The 17,447-nt window shown below is 73.9% G+C and carries 16 protein-coding genes and 1 riboswitch; of the genes, 14 read left to right on the top strand and 2 right to left on the bottom strand.

Going from position 1 to position 17,447, the window contains the following annotated elements; translation table 11 throughout:
• From mltG (AB0N04_RS01925) to AB0N04_RS01970, 10 genes are all read left to right on the top strand, one after another.
• On the top strand, positions 1–1,016 hold a 1,016-nt coding region (gene mltG, locus AB0N04_RS01925; protein WP_363363006.1), incomplete at its 5' end, for an endolytic transglycosylase MltG.
• A 150-nt stretch (positions 1,017–1,166) separates the two neighbouring features.
• Positions 1,167–3,095, top strand: coding sequence for an endolytic transglycosylase MltG (gene mltG, locus AB0N04_RS01930; RefSeq protein ID WP_360214382.1), 1,929 nt, complete (start codon positions 1,167–1,169; stop codon positions 3,093–3,095).
• 34 nt (positions 3,096–3,129) lie between these two features.
• On the top strand, positions 3,130–3,960 hold the full coding sequence (locus AB0N04_RS01935; protein ID WP_360214380.1) for a shikimate dehydrogenase: 831 nt from the start codon (positions 3,130–3,132) through the stop codon (positions 3,958–3,960).
• 262 nt (positions 3,961–4,222) lie between these two features.
• Positions 4,223–5,407, top strand: a complete 1,185-nt coding sequence (gene aroC / locus AB0N04_RS01940; RefSeq protein WP_360214378.1) for a chorismate synthase — start codon at positions 4,223–4,225, stop codon at positions 5,405–5,407.
• Positions 5,407–5,928, top strand: a complete 522-nt coding sequence (locus AB0N04_RS01945; protein WP_360214376.1) for a shikimate kinase — start codon at positions 5,407–5,409, stop codon at positions 5,926–5,928. Before aroC ends, AB0N04_RS01945 begins: the two co-directional genes overlap by 1 nt.
• Entirely contained in the window at positions 5,921–7,012 is a 1,092-nt protein-coding gene (gene aroB / locus AB0N04_RS01950) for a 3-dehydroquinate synthase (protein ID WP_360214374.1), read from the top strand. The genes AB0N04_RS01945 and aroB overlap by 8 nt, the downstream gene beginning before the upstream one ends.
• An 8-nt stretch (positions 7,013–7,020) precedes the next feature.
• Positions 7,021–7,449, top strand: coding sequence for a type II 3-dehydroquinate dehydratase (gene aroQ / locus AB0N04_RS01955; RefSeq protein WP_360214388.1), 429 nt, complete (start codon positions 7,021–7,023; stop codon positions 7,447–7,449).
• A 224-nt stretch (positions 7,450–7,673) separates the two neighbouring features.
• Entirely contained in the window at positions 7,674–8,498 is an 825-nt protein-coding gene (locus AB0N04_RS01960; RefSeq protein ID WP_360214372.1) for an AAA family ATPase, read from the top strand.
• A 147-nt stretch (positions 8,499–8,645) separates the two neighbouring features.
• On the top strand, positions 8,646–9,455 hold the full coding sequence (locus AB0N04_RS01965) for a DNA-formamidopyrimidine glycosylase family protein (RefSeq protein ID WP_360214370.1): 810 nt from the start codon (positions 8,646–8,648) through the stop codon (positions 9,453–9,455).
• 70 nt (positions 9,456–9,525) lie between these two features.
• A complete protein-coding gene (locus tag AB0N04_RS01970; RefSeq protein WP_360214368.1) occupies positions 9,526–11,529 on the top strand; it encodes a hypothetical protein in 2,004 nt (667 codons plus the stop codon).
• A gap of 27 nt (positions 11,530–11,556) precedes the next feature.
• Here AB0N04_RS01970 and AB0N04_RS01975 read toward each other — a convergent pair whose 3' ends face one another.
• Together AB0N04_RS01975 and AB0N04_RS01980 are read right to left on the bottom strand one after the other, a co-directional pair.
• Positions 11,557–13,248 (bottom strand): hypothetical protein, encoded by a 1,692-nt coding sequence (locus tag AB0N04_RS01975; protein ID WP_360214366.1) that lies wholly within the window; start codon positions 13,246–13,248, stop codon positions 11,557–11,559.
• 51 nt (positions 13,249–13,299) lie between these two features.
• Entirely contained in the window at positions 13,300–13,683 is a 384-nt protein-coding gene (locus tag AB0N04_RS01980) for a metalloregulator ArsR/SmtB family transcription factor (protein ID WP_360214364.1), read from the bottom strand.
• Between the two features lie 82 nt (positions 13,684–13,765).
• A riboswitch (cobalamin riboswitch) is annotated at positions 13,766–13,959 on the top strand.
• Positions 13,960–13,990: 31 nt separating this feature from the next.
• Between AB0N04_RS01980 and AB0N04_RS01985 the strand changes: the two genes are divergently transcribed.
• The 4 genes from AB0N04_RS01985 to nusB all read left to right on the top strand — a co-directional run bounded on the left by AB0N04_RS01985 (position 13,991) and on the right by nusB (position 17,408).
• The gene (locus tag AB0N04_RS01985) at positions 13,991–15,106 is read left to right on the top strand and encodes a HoxN/HupN/NixA family nickel/cobalt transporter (RefSeq protein WP_360214362.1); all 1,116 of its coding nucleotides are present in this window, start codon (positions 13,991–13,993) and stop codon (positions 15,104–15,106) included.
• 113 nt (positions 15,107–15,219) lie between these two features.
• Positions 15,220–16,326: an aminopeptidase P family protein gene (locus tag AB0N04_RS01990; protein WP_360214360.1), complete on the top strand. Its 1,107-nt coding sequence runs from the start codon at positions 15,220–15,222 to the stop codon at positions 16,324–16,326.
• 76 nt (positions 16,327–16,402) lie between these two features.
• A complete protein-coding gene (gene efp, locus AB0N04_RS01995) occupies positions 16,403–16,966 on the top strand; it encodes an elongation factor P (RefSeq protein WP_350629439.1) in 564 nt (187 codons plus the stop codon).
• Between the two features lie 4 nt (positions 16,967–16,970).
• The gene (gene nusB / locus AB0N04_RS02000; RefSeq protein WP_360214358.1) at positions 16,971–17,408 is read left to right on the top strand and encodes a transcription antitermination factor NusB; all 438 of its coding nucleotides are present in this window, start codon (positions 16,971–16,973) and stop codon (positions 17,406–17,408) included.
• The last annotated feature ends 39 nt before the right edge of the window (positions 17,409–17,447 follow it).

Raw genomic sequence — 17,447 nt, forward strand, 5'->3', positions numbered from 1 at the left:
GCGTCCAGGTCTCGGTGCCCGAGGGCGCCGGGCTCTCCCAGATCGCGTCCGCGCTGGTGCGCAACGGGGTGGTGGCCAGCTCGACCGCCTTCACCCGGGCGGCCAAGGGCAGCGCCGCGGCCGCCGGGCGGATCCAGCCCGGCACGTACACCCTGAAGCAGAAGATGTCGGCCGCGGCCGCGCTCGCCATCCTGATCGACCCGGCCAACGCCAACGGGCTGACCATTCCCGAGGGCTGGCGCGGCTACCAGATCTACGCGGCCATCGACAAGAAGCTCAACCTGCCCGAGGGCACCACCCAGCGCACCGCCAAGGACCAGGGCGCCGAGCTGGGCCTGCCGGACTTCGCCAACGGCAGCCCCGAGGGCTACCTCTTCCCCGCGACGTACAGCGTCACCGACGGCACCACCGCGGTCGACCTGCTGAAGCAGATGGTCGAACGGGCCGGCAAGGAGTTCAGCCGGGACGACGCGGACGTCGTCGCGCAGACCCTCGGACAGAGCCTCTACGGGCTGGTCACCGTGGCCAGCATGGTCCAGGGCGAGGCCGACAACACCGAGGACATGGGCAAGGTGGCCCGGGTGATCTACAACCGGCTGGCCAAGGGCATGCCGCTGCAGCTGGACTCCACGATCAACTACGCGCTCGGCCGCTCCACCCTGAACACCACGGTCACCGACACCCGCCTGGACTCCCCGTACAACACCTACCTGCACCCCGGACTGCCGCCCACCCCCATCTCCAACCCGGGGCGGCAGGCGATCATGGCCGCGCTGGACCCGGCGCAGGGGGACTGGCTCTACTTCGTGACCGTGAAGCCTGGCGACACCCGCTTCACCGACAGCTTCGACGTGCAGCAGCGCAACGTCGCGGAGTTCAACGCCTACCGCGCGACGGCGAAACCGAGCGCCTCGGCCACGTCCCCGGGCGGCCCGTCGGGCGCCGCCTCCGGCCCGGCGGCGGCCACGCCGGGCGGTGCGCCGGGCAGCGCGCCGGCGGGCGAGGTCGGGCACTGACGCCACGTCCGCCCTGCCGGGGGCGCGTCTGCGGTACGGTAACGTCTCCTCCCAGGCGCTGCGCTAGCACGCCGGTTCGAGAATCATCCGGGACGGCGTCCCGGACGGCCGGTCCGATCCTCCGGCCGTCTTCGTCGGTTAAGGGGATCAATGACCGATCTGGGTCGGGGCTACGGCCCCCAGGGCTCCGAGCCGTGGCACCCCGGTGATCCCGGGTACGGCGGTCAGCAGCCGGTCCCCGGCCAGCAGGACGGCCAGTGGCAGCAGTACCCGCAGGGCCAGCAGGCCTACGGGGACGCGCAGCAGGGGTACCAGCAGCAGCCGATGGACCAGCAGCATCCGGGCCAGCAGGGATACCCACAGGGGTACCAGCAGCAGATGGGGCAGCAGGGGTACCCGCAGCAGCAGATGCCGCAGCAGGGCTACGGCCAGCAGCAGATGGGGCAGCAGGGGTACCCGCAGCAGCAGATGCCGCAGCAGGGCTACGGCCAGCAGCAGTACCCGCAGCAGCAGATGGGGCAGCAGGGGTACCCGCAGCAGCAGATGCCGCCGCAGATGCAGCAGCCGATGGGCCAGCAGCAGATGCCGCAGCAGCAGATGTCGCAGCAGGGGTACGCCCAGCAGCCGGGCATGCCGCAGCAGGCCGACATGCAGCAGCAGGGCGTGCAGCAGCCCGGCATGCCGCAGCAGGGCGCCCAGCCCGGGCAGCCGGGCCAGCCGCAGGGCCGGCGCCGGGCACCCCAGCCGGCCGCCCCCGCCCCGGCCTCCGGGCCCGGTCCGGACGGCATCGACTGGGAGGCCGAGGCCGCCGCGCTGGAGGCGGGCGCCGCCCCGGCCGGGCCCGAACCGGAGACCGACGAGTGGGACGGCCACGAGGACGGCCACCACGAGGACGGCGCGTACGCGGAGGAGGAGGCCGAGGCCGGGCAGTCCGGCTTCCTCGGCGACGAGGACAACTCCCGCGACGCGCAGAAGAAGCGCAAGGAGAAGGGCAAGAAGTCCGGGCGCCGCAACGGCGGGGCCTGCCTGCTGGTCGCGCTGGTGCTGCTCGGCGCCATGGGCGGCGCCGGCTGGTGGGGCTACGGCTTCTACCAGGACCACTTCGGTCCGCCGCCGGACTTCACCGGCGAGGGCACCGGCTCCGTCCAGGTCGAGGTCAAGTCGGGCGCCGTCGGCGGGCAGATCGGCCTGGTGCTGAAGAACGCCGGTGTGGTGAAGAGCGTCGACGCCTTCAGCGCGGCGTGCAACGCCGAACCCAAGTGCGGCACCGTCCAGCCCGGCTTCTACGGGCTGAAGAAGGAGATGCCGGCCGCCGACGCGCTCAAGGAACTGCTCGCGCAGGCGGGCGGCGCGGCGATCGTGATCCCCGAGGGCAAGAACTCCAGCGAGATCTACGCCATGATCGACACCAAGCTGAAGCTCGCCAAGGGCACCACCGCGGGCGTCGCCACGGCCCAGGTCAACGACCTCGGCCTGCCCGCGAACGCCCAGGGCAAGGTCGAGGGCTTCCTCTGGCCGACCCGCTACAACATCGCCGACGGCATGAAGCCCGAGGACCTGCTCAAGGCGATGGTGAAGAACGCCACCGACAAGTACGCGAACCTGGACGCCCAGGCCGCCTCGGTGGGCCTCAAGAACGGCTACGAGGTGCTCATCGAGGCGAGCATCCTGCAGCGCGAGGGCAACAACACCGCCGACTTCGCCAAGATGGCCAAGACCATCCAGAACCGGCTGGCCAACGAGCCCGAGACCCACCACCGCCTCGGCATGGACACCACGCTGCAGTACTCGCTGGGCCGCAAGGAGCTCACCAAGAAGGACATGGACGACGCGTCCAACAAGTACAACACCTACATCAACCAGGGCCTCCCGCCGACGCCGATCTCCAACCCCGGCGACGACGCGATCAACGCGGTGCTGCACCCGGCCGACGGCAAGTGGCTGTACTTCATCGCGATGTCCCCGACCGAGACCCGCTTCGCCGAGACGAGTAAGGAGCACTACGCCAACGTCAAGGAGTACTGCCAGGCGGCCGGGCAGGGCTTCGACGAGGCGCGCGGCCACTGCACCGCGAAGTAGCCCGGGCCGGACGACAGTTCACGGAGACGAAGCGTTGACCAGCAAGCACCGGGCCGCGGTACTCGGTTCCCCGATCGCCCACTCGCTCTCGCCGGACCTGCACCGGGCCGCCTTCGCGGCGCTCGGTCTGGACGGCTGGCGCTACGACCGCTTCGAGGTGGACGAGGCCGGCCTGCCCGGCTTCCTCGCCGGACTGGACGAGGCCGAGTGGGCCGGGCTGTCGCTGACCATGCCGCTGAAGCGGGCGGTCATCCCGCTGCTCGACGAGGTCAGCGCCGCGGCCCGCGCGGTGGACGCGGTGAACACCGTGGTGTTCACCGCGGACGGCCGGCGCACCGGGGACAACACCGACGTCCCCGGCCTCGTCAACGCGCTGCGCGAGCGCGGCATCACCTCGGTGCCGGAGGCGGCCGTGCTGGGCGCCGGGGCCACCGCCTCCTCGGCGCTGGCGGCGCTCGCCCAGGTCTGCACCGGCGAGGTGACCGTCTACGTGCGCAGCCCGGAGCGCGCCCGCGAGATGGCCGAGCTGGGCGAACGGCTCGGCGTGGCCGTGCGCACCGCGGACTGGGAGCGCGGCGCCGAGGCGCTGGCCAGGCCGCTGACCGTCTCCACCACGCCGGCCGGCGCGACCGACGGCTTCGCCGCGGAGCTGCCGGCCGGGCCGGGGGCGCTGTTCGACGTGCTCTACCACCCGTGGCCGACCGCGCTGGCCGCCGCGTGCGCGGCGCGCGGGGCGACCGTCCTCGGCGGGCTGGACCTCCTGGTGCACCAGGCGGTGCTGCAGAGCGAGGCCTTCACCGGGCGCGGCCCGGGTCCGCTGGCCGCGATGCGGGCGGCGGGCGAGCGGGCCCTCGCCGGGCGCTGACGCCGCGGCTGCCCGGTGCCGACGCGGTGCGGGCCGGGTGCCGACGCGGTGCTGCAGGGCGGTGAACCGGTGCGAGCCGGGAGCGGCCGGAGCCCGCTCCTGGCCGGAACCCGTCGTGTACCGTCCCGTCGGTTGGCCGGTTGCCGTCCGGCACGCGGACTGTGCCCACGGGTGCTGCCGGGGCATGAAAGGATTCAGGCACAAGGCACGCCCGGGCGGGCCCCGGCGGTGCCGTGGCCGGTCCGCTGATGAAGGAGCTCCGTTGGGTACGTTGCGCTGGCTGACGGCGGGGGAGTCGCACGGCCCCGCACTCGTCGCGACGCTGGAGGGCCTGCCCGCCGGTGTACCGGTCACCACCGCGGTGGTGGCCGACGCGCTGGCGCGCCGCCGGCTCGGTTACGGTCGCGGCGCACGGATGAAGTTCGAGCAGGACGAGGTGACCTTCCTCGGCGGCGTCCGGCACGGCGAGACCATGGGCAGCCCCGTCGCGATCATGGTCGGCAACACCGAGTGGCCCAAGTGGGACCAGGTCATGTCGGCCGACCCGGTCGACCCGGAGGTGCTGGCCGGACTGGCCCGCAACGAGGCGCTCACCCGCCCCCGGCCCGGCCACGCGGACCTCGCCGGCATGCAGAAGTACTCGATCGACGAGGCCCGCCCGATCCTCGAGCGCGCCAGCGCCCGCGAGACGGCCGCCCGGGTCGCGCTCGGCGCCGTCGCCCGCGCATACCTGAAGGAGACCTGCGGGATCGAGATCGTCAGCCACGTGGTCGAGCTGGCCGCCGCCAAGGCCCCGGCCGGCGTCGTCCCGCAGCCCGCCGACGAGGCCCGGCTGGACGCCGACCCGGTCCGCTGCCTGGACGAGGACGCCTCGAAGGCGATGGTCGCCGAGATCGACCAGGCCCACAAGGACGGCGACACCCTCGGCGGCGTCGTCGAGGTGCTCGCCTACGGCGTGCCGGTGGGCCTCGGCTCGCACGTCCACTGGGACCGCCGGCTGGACGCGCGGCTGGCCGCCGCGCTGATGGGCATCCAGGCGATCAAGGGCGTCGAGGTCGGCGACGGCTTCGAGCTGGCCCGGGTGCCCGGCTCCCAGGCGCACGACGAGATCGTCCCCACCCCCGAGGGCGTCCGGCGCACCTCCGGCCGCTCCGGCGGCACCGAGGGCGGCCTGTCCACCGGCGAGGTCCTGCGGGTGCGCGCCGCGATGAAGCCGATCGCCACCGTGCCGCGCGCCCTGCAGACCCTGGACGTGCGCACCGGCGAGCCGGCCAAGGCGCACCACCAGCGCTCGGACGTCTGCGCCGTGCCGGCCGCCGGCATCGTCGCCGAGGCGATGGTCGCGCTGGTGCTGGCCGACGCGGTCAACGAGAAGTTCGGCGGCGACCACGTCACCGAGACCCGCCGCAACGTGCAGAACTACCTCGACCACCTGATCGTCCGGTAATGGGCACCCCGATCGTGGTGCTGGTCGGCCCGCCCGGCAGTGGCAAGTCCACCGTCGGGCGGGCCCTGGCCGACCGCCTCGGCGTCGCCCTCCGGGACACCGACGCCGACATCGAGGCGCTGGCCGGCAAGCCGATCCCGGAGATCTTCATCGACGAGGGCGAGCCGCACTTCCGCGAGCTGGAGGTCCGGGCCGTGCGCGCCGGCGCCGAGGAGCACGACGGCGTCCTCGCGCTCGGCGGCGGTGCGGTGCTGGCCGAGGCCACCCGCGCCCTGCTGCGCGAACTGCCGGTGGTCTTCCTGGAGGTCCCGCTGGCGGACGCGGTCAAGCGGGTCGGCCTGGACGCGCCGCGCCCGCTGCTGGCCGTCAACCCGCGGGCCCGCTGGCGCGAGCTGATGGAGGCCCGCCGCCCCCTCTACCTGGAGGTGGCCACCGCCGTCGTCGACACCGCCGGCCGCACCCCCGAGCAGGTCGCGGACGCCGTACTGGAAGCACTGGAGCTGAAGACCCCCCATGACTGACCCCATCGTCAGGATTCACGTCGGCGGCAGCGCCGGCCACGACCCGTACGACGTGCTGATCGGGCACCAGCTGCTCGGCGAGCTGGCGCCGCTCATCGGCACCCGCGCCAAGCGGGTCGCGCTCATCCACCCCGAGGCGCTGGCCGCCACCGCCGACGCCATCCGCGAGGACCTGCTCGGCGAGGGCTACGAGGCCATCGCGCTGCAGGTGCCCAACGCGGAGGACGCCAAGAGCGCCGAGGTCGCCGCGTACTGCTGGTCGGTGCTCGGCCAGACCGGCTTCACCCGCAGCGACGTCGTCGTCGGCCTCGGTGGCGGCGCCACCACCGACCTGGCCGGCTTCGTCGCCGCCACCTGGCTGCGCGGCGTCCGCTGGATCTCCATGCCCACCACGCTGCTCGGCATGGTCGACGCGGCCGTCGGCGGCAAGACCGGCATCAACATCGCCGAGGGCAAGAACATGGTCGGCGCCTTCCACCCGCCGGTGGGCGTGCTCGCCGACCTCGACACCCTGGCCACCGTGCCCCGGCACGACTACGTGTCCGGCCTCGCCGAGGTCATCAAGTGCGGCTTCATCGCCGACCCGGCCATCCTCGACCTGATCGAGGCCGACCCGGAGGGCGCCAAGACCCCGGACGGCCCGCACACCGTCGAACTGATCCGCCGCGCCATCCAGGTCAAGGCCGACGTCGTCTCCGGGGACCTCAAGGAGTCCGGCCGCCGCGAGATCCTCAACTACGGCCACACCCTCGGCCACGCCATCGAGCGCAACGAGCGCTACAAGTGGCGGCACGGCGCCGCGATCTCCATCGGCATGGTCTTCGCCGCCGAACTCGGCCGCCTGGCCGGCCGGCTGGACGACGAGACCGCCGACCGGCACCGCACCGTGCTGGCCTCCGTCGGCCTGCCGCTGACCTACCAGGCCGCGGCCTGGCCGAAGCTGCTGGACGCCATGAAGATCGACAAGAAGTCGCGCGGCGACCTGATCCGCTTCATCGTCCTGGACGGCCTCGGCAAGACCTCCGTCCTGGAGGGCCCCGACCCGTCCCTGCTGGTCGCCGCCTACGCGGAGGTCTCGGCGTGACCCGGGTCATGGTGCTCAACGGCCCCAACCTCGGCCGGCTCGGCAGCCGCGAGCCCGACGTCTACGGGGCCACCTCCTACGCCGGGCTGGTCGAGCGCTGCACGGCGCTCGGCGGGGAGCTCGGCTTCGAGGTCGAGGTGCACGAGACCAACTCCGAGCAGCAGATGGTCGAGTGGCTGCACGAGGCGGCCGACGGCAAGGTGCCGGTGGTGATCAACCCGGGCGCGTTCACGCACTACTCGTACGCGATGCGGGACGCCGCCGCCCAGCGCACCGCGCCGCTGATCGAGGTGCACATCTCCAACCCGTACGCCCGGGAGACCTTCCGGCACACCTCGGTGATCGCCGCCGTCGCCTCCGGCACCATCGCCGGATTCGGGCTCGGCTCCTACGAGCTGGCCCTGCGGGCGCTGGCCGAACGGCTCACCACGCGCTGACACCCCGTTGACGGCCGGTCAGCGGCCCGGCGGCGGACTGTGCCCGCCGCCGGGCCGACGTGTATCGTCCCCGCTGAGAGGTGTCGGAGGTGACCGTGACGCAGTACGCCGGGAGTGGGCAGGTCCCGCCGCGACCCGTCGCTCCGCCGGTGCCGCCGGGGCCCGCCGGGCCCGGGGCCGGGCCGTCGCTCCCACCGGGAGCGCAGCCGGCGGGGACGGGCCCGATGAGCCCGACGAACCCCGTGGGTCCGATCGGTCCGACGAGCCCCGCAGGTGCGGCCGGACCGCCGCCGATGCCCCCGGCACCCGTGCCGACGCCCGCGCCGGCCCCGGTGCCCGCCGCGCCGGCCCCGCCGGTGTCCGTACCCGGCGCGCCCCCCGTGGCGAGCGCACCGAGCGCGCCCGTCCCCGCCGGGGCCACCGGCCACTTCGTGCTGCCCTCCGGCATGCCCGTCCAGCTGCCCGCCCACCCGCCGCAGCGGCACGCGCCCACCGGGCCGATCGCCGTCCTGCTGATCGGCCCGGCCGGCGCCGGAAAGACCACCGTCGCCCGGTACTGGGCCGAGCGGCGGCCCACCCCGACCGCGCACATCAGCCTGGACGACGTCCGCGAATGGGTGCAGTCCGGCTTCGCCAACCCGCAGTCCGGCTGGAACAACGCCTCCGAGGCGCAGTACCGGCTCGCCCGCCGCACCTGCGGCTTCGCCTGCCGCAACTACCTCGCCAACGGCATCTCCTGCATCATCGACGACGCCGTCTTCCCGGACCGCCCGGCCATCGGACTCGGCGGCTGGAAGCGCCACATCGGACCGGGCATGATCCCCGTCGTGCTGCTGCCCAGCCTCGACTCGGTGCTGCGCCGCAACGCCCGGCGCAACGGCAACCGGCGGCTCGGCGACGAGGAAGTGGCCCGGATCCACGGCCGGATGGCCGGCTGGTACAACTCCGGGCTGCCGATCATCGACAACTCCTACCTGGACGTGGCCGGCACCGCCGCCGAACTGGACCGGGTGATCCTCGCCCGGCTGATGGGCATGCCGGTCCGCTGACCTCCCCGGCCGGGCCCGGCCGTCGGTGGCGGCTGCGATGATGGACCGGTCCCGTCGGAGCACCGGACCGCCGGGCCACCAGCCCGCCGGAGCACCGGACCGCCGGGGCCCACCAGCCTGTCGAACCACCCGGGGGAGCTGACGCCCGTGCCCGAAGGCCACATCATCCACCGCCTCGCCGCCGAGAACCTGCGCGCCTTCGGCGGCCGACCGGTCGAGGTCTCCAGCCCGCAGGGCCGGTTCGCCGACGAGGCCAAGAGCATCGACGGGCAGCTGCTCACCGCGGCCGAGGCGACGGGCAAGCACCTCTTCCTCGGCTTCGAGGAGGGCGCCTGGGTGCACGTCCACCTCGGCCTCTACGGCGGCTTCACCTTCGCCACCGGCCCCGCCCCCGAACCCGTCGGCCTGGTGAGGCTCCGGCTGGCCAACGACGAGGGCTACGCAGACCTGCGCGGCCCCAACACCTGCGCCCTGGTCACCGGCGCCGAGAAGGCCGGCGTCGCCGCCCGCCTCGGCCCCGACCCGCTGCGCGCCGACGCCGACCCGGAGGCCGCCTGGCGCCGGGTGTCGGCCAGCCGGACGACCGTCGCCGCCCTGCTGATGGACCAGAAGGTGCTGGCCGGGGTCGGCAACGTCTACCGGGCCGAGGTGCTGTTCCGCCACGGCATCAACCCCCACCGGGCCGGCCGCGACCTCACCCGCGCCGAATGGGACGCCGTCTGGGCCGACCTGGTCGCCCTGATGCGCGAGGGCGTCGGCGCCGGCCGGATCGACACCGTCCGCCCCGAGCACACCCCCGAGGCGATGGGCCGCCCGCCGCGCGTCGACGACCACGGCGGCGAGGTTTACGTGTACCGCCGCGCCGCGATGCCCTGCCTGGTCTGCGGCACCGACGTCCGCACCGAGCAGCACGCCTCCCGCAACCTCTTCTGGTGCCCCACCTGCCAGACGACCTGACCGGCCGATCACGCCCCGGCCGGGAGCCCAGCCCGTAGGCTGGGGCCGACCGGCCGGAGGGAGCAGGCGGATGGAGCGGCGGGAGGTGGCCAACACCGTCTCGGGGACGGTGGGGGGCCACGTGGTGCAGGCCCAGAGCATCGGGGCGGTGCACCTGCACCAGGGCCCGCCGCCGCCCGGTACGCCCCGTCAGGTCCGCAGACCGCGGCCCACCTTCGTCAACCGGGAGGGTGAACTCGCCGCCCTGGTCCGGGCGCTCGGCCGGCTCGACGAGAACGGTCCGGCGGTGGTGGCGTTCACCGGCCTCGGCGGCGTGGGGAAGACGGAACTGATCTCCCAGTTCGTCGCGGCGCACCGCGCGCACCTCCCGGACGGCGACCTCTACGCGGACCTCGCGGCCTACCGCCACCTCGGCGGGGTCGACCTCGGTGAGGTGCTGGCCGGGTTCCTGCGCGCCTTCGGGGCCGAGGTGCCGGCCACCCTGGCCGAGCGGGCCGCGGCGTACCGGACGGTGACGACCGGCAAGCGCGTCCTGGTGTTCCTGGACAACGTCGAGCAGGCGGGGGAGGTCCGCACGCTGCTGCCGTCCGACGGGCTCGTCGTGGTCGCGGGGCGGCGACGCCTGCCCGGTCTGGTCCTCGACGGCGCCGAGGTGCGGCGGCTGGACCCGCTGAGCGCCCCGGCCGGTGCGGAGCTGGTGCGCCGCTGGCTCGGGCCCGACCGGGGCACCGACCGGGAGCTGGACGAGCTGGTCGGACTCTGCGGCGGACTGCCGCTGGCACTGAACGCCGTGGGCTTCCAGCTGGTCGACCACGACGAGCTCGACGTCGACCAGGTGGTGGCCGAACTCGCGGACTCGGAGCGGAGGTTGGCCTCGCTGAGCAACGAGGAGGGCGGGGTCGACCGGATGCTCGACCAGGTGTACGGGCGGCTCTCCGGTCCGGCCCGGGCGCTGTACCGGCTGGTCGGTACCGCCCCCGGGCCGTTCGTCTCCGCCGAGCTGGCGGAGGCGGCCGGCGTCGAGCGCGTCCGGGACGGGCTGAGCGAACTGCGCGCGGCCCACCTGCTGGACGAGGTGGTGGACCCGGGGCCGGGGCAGCGGTTCCGCGCACACGACCTGGTGCGCCTGCACGCCCGCCGCACGGCCGGTGAACTCCCCGGCCGCACCGGCCTGCTGGCCCGCGCGGTCGCCTACTACCGGGCCCGGGCCGCCGCGGCCGACGCGCTGGTGCTCGGGGAGCGGTTCCGGCTCCAGGAGCCCCCCGACGCCCCGGGGCGGGAGTTCGCCTCCAAGGCGGAGGCGCTGGAGTGGCTCCGGGCCGAACGGGCCGACCTCCGGGAGGCGGTGCGGGCGGCGGCCGAACAGGGCTGGCACGGTGAGGTGTGGCGGCTGTGCGAATCGCTCTGGGCGCTCTACCACAGCGGCAAGAACTACGGGGACTGGATCGAGACGCACCGGCTCGGCGTCGAGTCGGCGCAGTGGGACAACCGCCCGGACGCGGTGATCCGGATGCGCAACCAGCTGGCCCGCGCCCACTACGAGCTCGGGGACTTCCCCCGCGCGGCCGAGCAGCTGGCGCTGGCCTCGGAGCAGCTGCCGCTGGTCGGGGAGCCGCAGCTGAGCGGTGTGCTGCACGAGACGCACGGGCTGCTCTGCCTGGCCGACGGGCGCCCGGAGCAGGCGGTGGAGCTGTTCCGGCTGGCCCTGGAGGACAACCGCACCGATCCGCACGGCGTGGTGGTGCAGAGCTACAACGTCGCCCAGGCGCTGGTCGCGGCCGGGCGCGCGGCGGAGGCGCTGGACGTCCTGGACGAGGCGACGGCGCGGGCGGAGGAGACCGGCGACCCGATGCTGATGCGGCTGCCGCTGGTCCGGGCCCGGGCCCAGCGCGCGCTGGGGCGGCTTGACCTCGCCGCCCGGGCCGCCGAGGACTGCGCGGGGCGGGCTCGCGAACTCGGCCAGCGGGCCAAGGAGGCCGAGGCCTTCACCCTGCTCGCCGCGCTCGCGGAGGAGCTGGGCGACGCGGCACTCGCCGAGCGGGCGCGGGGCCGGCTGGAGGAGCTGAAGGGCTGAAACCGTCACCGTGCCGGGGGAAAGGCCTCAGGGCGGCGGGGTGAAGGCCACCCGGGTGCGGTGGCGGCCGGTGCGGATGGTGAGGCCGTGGTCGGGCAGGGTGCCGGGGGCGCCGCCCTCGGCGAGCCAGAGCGCGACGGCCGCGCCGAGCAGCAGCGGGTCGAGCCGGGGCTCGGCGCCGGCCCACGGGGCCTCGGCGCGTGCCTCCAGGAGCTCGCCGGTGCGCAGCCGGAGCGCGCAGCGGTCCCGGGCGAGGGCGGCCACCGTCACGGCGAGGCCGGGGATCCCGTCGGCGGCCTCGACGATCCAGCGCCCGGCCGGCTCCTCGGCGTCGACCTCCGTCCTGGCCAGGACCTCGGCCACGGAGCGCAGTTCCACCGTGGTCTCGGCGGCGTCCAGGGCGAAGAAGCCCCGGGGGTGGCCCTGCGGGTCGATCGGGTACCGGCGTACCGAGACCTCGCCGTCCGCGCACTCGCCCTCGACGTCGTAGGCGGTCGGCCGCTCCGCCGGGAGCGGTACCGGGGCCGGGTAGGGCGGCAGGGCGGTGGGGGTGGTGAGGTCGTCGACCTTGTCCGCCAGGAAGCCGAACAGGACGGGGGCCAGGGCCGGGACGGCCCGGTCGCGCTGGCCGAGGGAGCGGTCGGTGACGGGGCGCAGCAGCTCCGGGTCGTACGTCGCGACGGCCGCTTCGAGCTGGGCGTGCAGGTCGCCGTCCGGGTCGAGCGCGGGCGCCGCCTGGCCGAAGGCGTAGGTGGGGGACCCCGGGTCGAGTTCGGCGGCGCCGGTGGCCACCAGCAGGGTGGGGCGGTCCAGTGCCGCGCCGTAGAAGGAGACCGATCCGTGGTCGCCGATCAGCAGGTCGGCGGCGACCAGGGCGGTCTGCCAGCCCTGGTGCGGGGGGATCAGCCTGAGGCCGGAGCCCCGGGCCGTGGCCAGCAGCAGTTCGGGGTCGTGCCGGTCCCAGACGTTGGGGTGCAGGACCACGGCCACGGCGTACTCGTCGGCGGGGAGCGCGGTGACCAGCCGGCGCGGCAGGTCGAGGCAGTGCGCCGCCAGGGAGTGCCTGCTCCAGGTGGAGGTGACGACGACGAGGCGCCGGCCGTCGACGGCCCCGAGGGCGGCGCGGTAGGCGTCCCGCCGGCCGCGGCTGGCCAGCATCCTGGAGAAGGTGAGGTCGCCGACCTCCCGTGCGTGCGGCAGCGCCTCGGGGCAGGTGGCCGCCAGCCGCTCGAACTGCTCCTCGTGGGACAGCCCGATGACCGCGGGGAAGACCCGCCCCCGGTGGGTGAGCTCCTGACGGGACAGGCCGGCGGCACTGACCCCGTCCCCGGTGGACTCGGCGACCAGGCGGTTGTAGCCGGCGCCGTGGGGGAGGACGACGAGCGGGGCGCGCAGCCGGTGCATGGAGGCGTGGACCGCGCAGGACACCGCGAGGTCGAACTCGTACCGGACGGCCTCCTCCCACGGGATGACCGTGACGGCGGGTTGCTGGTCGGCCAGGTAGGGGCCGAGGCCCGCCGTGAACGCCGAGCCCGGGTTGACGGTGAGGTAGCACCGGACGCCGAGCTGCGGGCGGACGAGCAGGGTGAGCACGTCGAGCACCCGGGTGGCCGAGGTGAGCGTGCGGGCGACCGCGAGGACGCGGGCCCGGACGGGCCAGGTCTCCCAGCGGTCTTCGTCGGGCCAGGGCCGGGGCCGGCGCCGCAGGCGGTTCAGCACACGAAGATCGTACTCATCCGGCCCCGCTCCGGCGGGTCCGTCCGGGGCGGGTCAGCCGGTGGCAGCGGTGGGTTCGTGGTGGTCGGCGGCGGCGCAGGGGTCGAGGAGGGGGCGCAGGGCGTCGTCGACGAGCCGGTAGCGCACGACGCGTCCGTCGCGGTCGCCGGTGACCACGCCGGCGGTGCGGAGCAGTCGGAGGGCCTGGGAGACGGCGGGGTCGCGCATACCGGTGGCGACGGCGAGGTCGGTCACGGCGAGCGGGCCGGCGCGGTGCAGGGCGAGCAGGAGGGCGAGCCGGCCCGGGTCGGCGAGCAGGGAGAACCGCTCGGCCCAGGTGCGGACGTGCGCGGTGTCGCCGATGGCGGCGATGGCCTCGCAGACCCGGTGTCCGTCGATGGTGCGGTGGTCCGCGCGGTCGGCCGGTACGAGATGCATGCGGACATTCTCGCAGGCCGGGGCCTGTGATCCTGGACACCTGCGCAGGTGCGCAGCCTTGCATGGGTGGAGCCGGGCCCCCTACGGTGTTGCCCGCCGTGGTGCTCGGGAAGACCGGTGACGGACCCTCAGGGGTCCCAGTCCGGAGCGGCCCTCGCCACTGTGATCGGGGGGAGTCGTCCGTATCCACGACGCCACTGGGCGCTTCGCGCGTCTGGGAAGGCGGGTACGGGTGCCCCGTAAGCCAGGAGACCGGCCACGGCATCTCACGAAGTCTTTCCACGAGGTGCTGGAGCGTGATCCGCGTATGACCCTGCCCGAAACCGCCGCCCCCGGGGCGCCGGCGGCGCCGTCCGCACTGCCGACGTTCCGCTGGAAGCGCGAGGACACCGTCCGCACGGCCGGACTGATGGGCGTGATCCTGGCCATGCACGTGGTCGCGTTCGGGACGCTGTTCTTCCTGGTCGCGCCCCACAACTACGCGGTCGGCACCCAGGTCTTCGGGGTGGGCCTGGGCATCACCGCGTACACCCTCGGCATGCGGCACGCCTTCGACGCCGACCACATCGCGGTGATCGACAACACCACCCGCAAGCTGATGGCGGACGGCAAGCGCCCGGTGTCGGTGGGCTTCTGGTTCGCCCTCGGGCACTCCTCGATGGTGGTCATCATGGCCGCCCTGGTGGCGGGCGGCGCCCAGCTGGCCAACACCCTGATGGACGACGAGTCGACGACCCACCAGTGGCTGGGGATGGTCGGCACGACGGCCTCCGGCGCGTTCCTGTACCTGATCGGCGCGCTCAACCTGGCGGCGCTGGTGGGCATCCTCAAGGTGTTCCGGGCGATGCGGGCCGGGAAGTACGACGAGGCGCAGCTGGAGGAGCACCTGAACTCGCGCGGCTTCCTGGCGAGGGTGCTGAACCGGGCGACGCGGTCGATCACCCGGCCGGGGCAGATGTTCCCGGTGGGCATGGTGCTGGGCCTGGGCTTCGACACCGCGACCGAGGTCACCCTGATGGTGATGGCGGGCTCGGGCGCGGCGGCCGGGCTGCCCTGGTACGCGATCGTCTGCCTGCCGCTGCTCTTCGCGGCCGGGATGAGCCTGTTCGACACGCTGGACGGGACGTTCATGAACTTCGCGTACCAGTGGGCCTTCTCCAACCCGGTGCGCAAGGTGTACTACAACCTGACGATCACGGGGCTGTCGATCGCGGTGGCCTTCGTCATCGGCACGATCGAACTGGTCGGCGTGCTGCACGAGAAGCTCGACCTGACCGACCCGGTGAGCGGCTGGATCGCGGACATCTCGCTGGACAACGTCGGGTACGCGATCGCCGGGCTCTTCGTGGTGGTCTGGGCCGCGGCGATCGGCTACTGGAAGCTGGCCGGGGTCGAGAAGCGCTGGCAGCCGACCGGGCAGTGACAGCCCCGAACCGGTCGGCCCGGGGTGCGAGCCGGGGCGTGCGGGCAGCGGCGACGTGCCCCCTCGGGAGTGCTCGGCGGGCGGAACGGGGTGCGGCTTCGTAGGCTCGACGCATGTCTGATGCGTACGCGGGTCGGCGGGAGCGGGTGAGGGAGCACTGCAGTGCGGCCGGGGCCGATGCGGCGCTGATCACCCGGGCGGCGAACGTGCGGTATCTGACCGGCTGCGCGCCCTGCGGGGCGACGCTGCTGCTCACCAGGGACCGCGCACTGCTGGCGCTGCCGGACGACCTGCCGCCGGACGACACCGGGGAGCACCTGATCGCCCCGGACGTCACCCAGGTGCCGGTGCCGGCCGGGGCGGACACCGCCCTGGCGGCGGCCGAGGCCGCGGCGCGGCTCAGGCTGGCGGCGCTGGCGGTGGAGGAGCACGACCTGACCGTCAGCCGGCACCGGTCGGTGGCCGGCCTGTCCGGCGGTGCCCGGCTGGCCGACCTGGACCGGCTGGTGGAGCGGCTGCGGGTGGTCAAGGACGAGCACGAGATCGCCGACCTGCGGATCGCCGCCGAGATCGCCGACCAGGCGCTCGGCGAGCTCCTGGAGTCGATCCTGGTCGGGCGGACGGAGCGGCACCTGGCGATGGAGCTGGAACGCCGGATGATCGACCACGGTGCGGACCGGGCGGCCTTCCCGGTGTCCGTCGGCACCGGCAGCCACTCCGGGCAGCCCGCCCACCAGCCGACCGACCGCCGGGTGGAGGAGGGTGACTTCCTGACCGTGGTGATGGGCGCCCAGTACCGCGGCTACGGCATCTCGACCGCCCGGACCTTCGTGATCGGCGCCGCCCCCGCGCCCTGGCAGGTCGAGCTGCACCGGCTGGTGTTCCGCGCCCAGCGGGCCGCCCGGGAGGCGCTCGGACCAGGCGTGGAGCAGTACGTGCCCGACCGGGCCGCGCGGCAGATCCTGGAGGCGGCCGGCCACACCGAGGCGTCCCCGCACCCGGTGGGGCACGGCATCGGGCTGGAGATCCGGGAGGCGCCGCGCCTCGGCCCTTCGGACATGGGTAAACTGGACAGCCGCGTACCGGTCACCGTCGGTCCTGGGGTCCACCTCCCGGGCAGGGGCGGTGTCCGGATCGAGGACACGCTCGTGGTGCGCCCCCTCGAGGAGGGCGGGCCCGAGCTGCTCACCATCACCACCAAGGAGCTCCTCGCCCTGTGACCGCGGCCCCCGGGCCGTCGGCGGCAGGACGCACCCCTTGGTTCCTTGACAGCTATATCCAGGAGTAAGTGCGCCCGTGGCTTCCACGAACGATCTCAAGAACGGCATGGTCCTCAAGCTGGAGGGCGGCAAGCTCTGGTCCGTCGTCGAGTTCCAGCACGTCAAGCCCGGCAAGGGCCCGGCCTTCGTGCGTACCAAGCTCAAGGAGGTCCTGACGGGCAAGGTCGTCGACAAGACCTTCAACGCGGGCACCAAGGTCGAGACCGCCAACGTCGACAAGCGCGGCATGCAGTTCTCGTACAAGGACGGCGAGAACTTCGTGTTCATGGACATGGACACCTACGACCAGCTGACCATCGAGCCCGCCGTCGTCGGCGACGCCGCCAAGTACCTGCTGGAGGGCTTCGAGGCCCTGGTCGCGCAGAACGAGGGCGCGGTGCTCTACATCGAGCTCCCGGCCGCCGTCGAGCTGACCATCGCCGAGACCGAGCCGGGCGTCCAGGGCGACCGCTCCACCGGTGGCACCAAGCCGGCGACCCTGGAGACCGGCGCCGAGATCCAGGTGCCGCTCTTCATCACCACCGGTGAGAAGGTCAAGGTCGACACCCGCGACGGCAGCTACCTCGGCCGGGTGAAGTAAGTCCGTGTCGGCCGCACGCAGCAAGGCCCGTACCCGGGCCTTCCAGATCCTCTTCGAGGCCGACCACCGCGGGGTCGACCCGCAGCAGGTCCTCGCCGACTGGGTGGCCCGCGCCCGCGAGCCCAAGCCGGAGGAGGGCACCCCGCAGGTCGGTGAGTACACCATGGAACTCATCGAGGGGTACGTCCAGCACGCCCGTCGGATCGACGACCTGATCTCCCAGTACGCGGTGGGCTGGACGCTCGACCGGATGCCGATAGTGGACCGCAACGTCCTGCGGCTCGGTGCGTACGAGTTGATCTGGGAGGACGGCGTCCCGGACGCGGTCGTCCTGGACGAGGCGGTCGAGATCGCCAAGGAGTTCTCCACGGACGACTCCCCGGCCTTCGTCAACGGCCTGCTCGCGCGCTTCCTGGAGCTGAAGCCGAGCATCCGCCGGTAGGCGGTGGCGCCCCGCAGACGGCCGTCGGACCCGGATCCC

Origin of the sequence: Kitasatospora sp. NPDC051702 (genome assembly GCF_040681575.1) — a bacterium.
In the GTDB taxonomy this organism is placed as follows: Bacteria; Actinomycetota; Actinomycetes; order Streptomycetales; family Streptomycetaceae; genus Kitasatospora.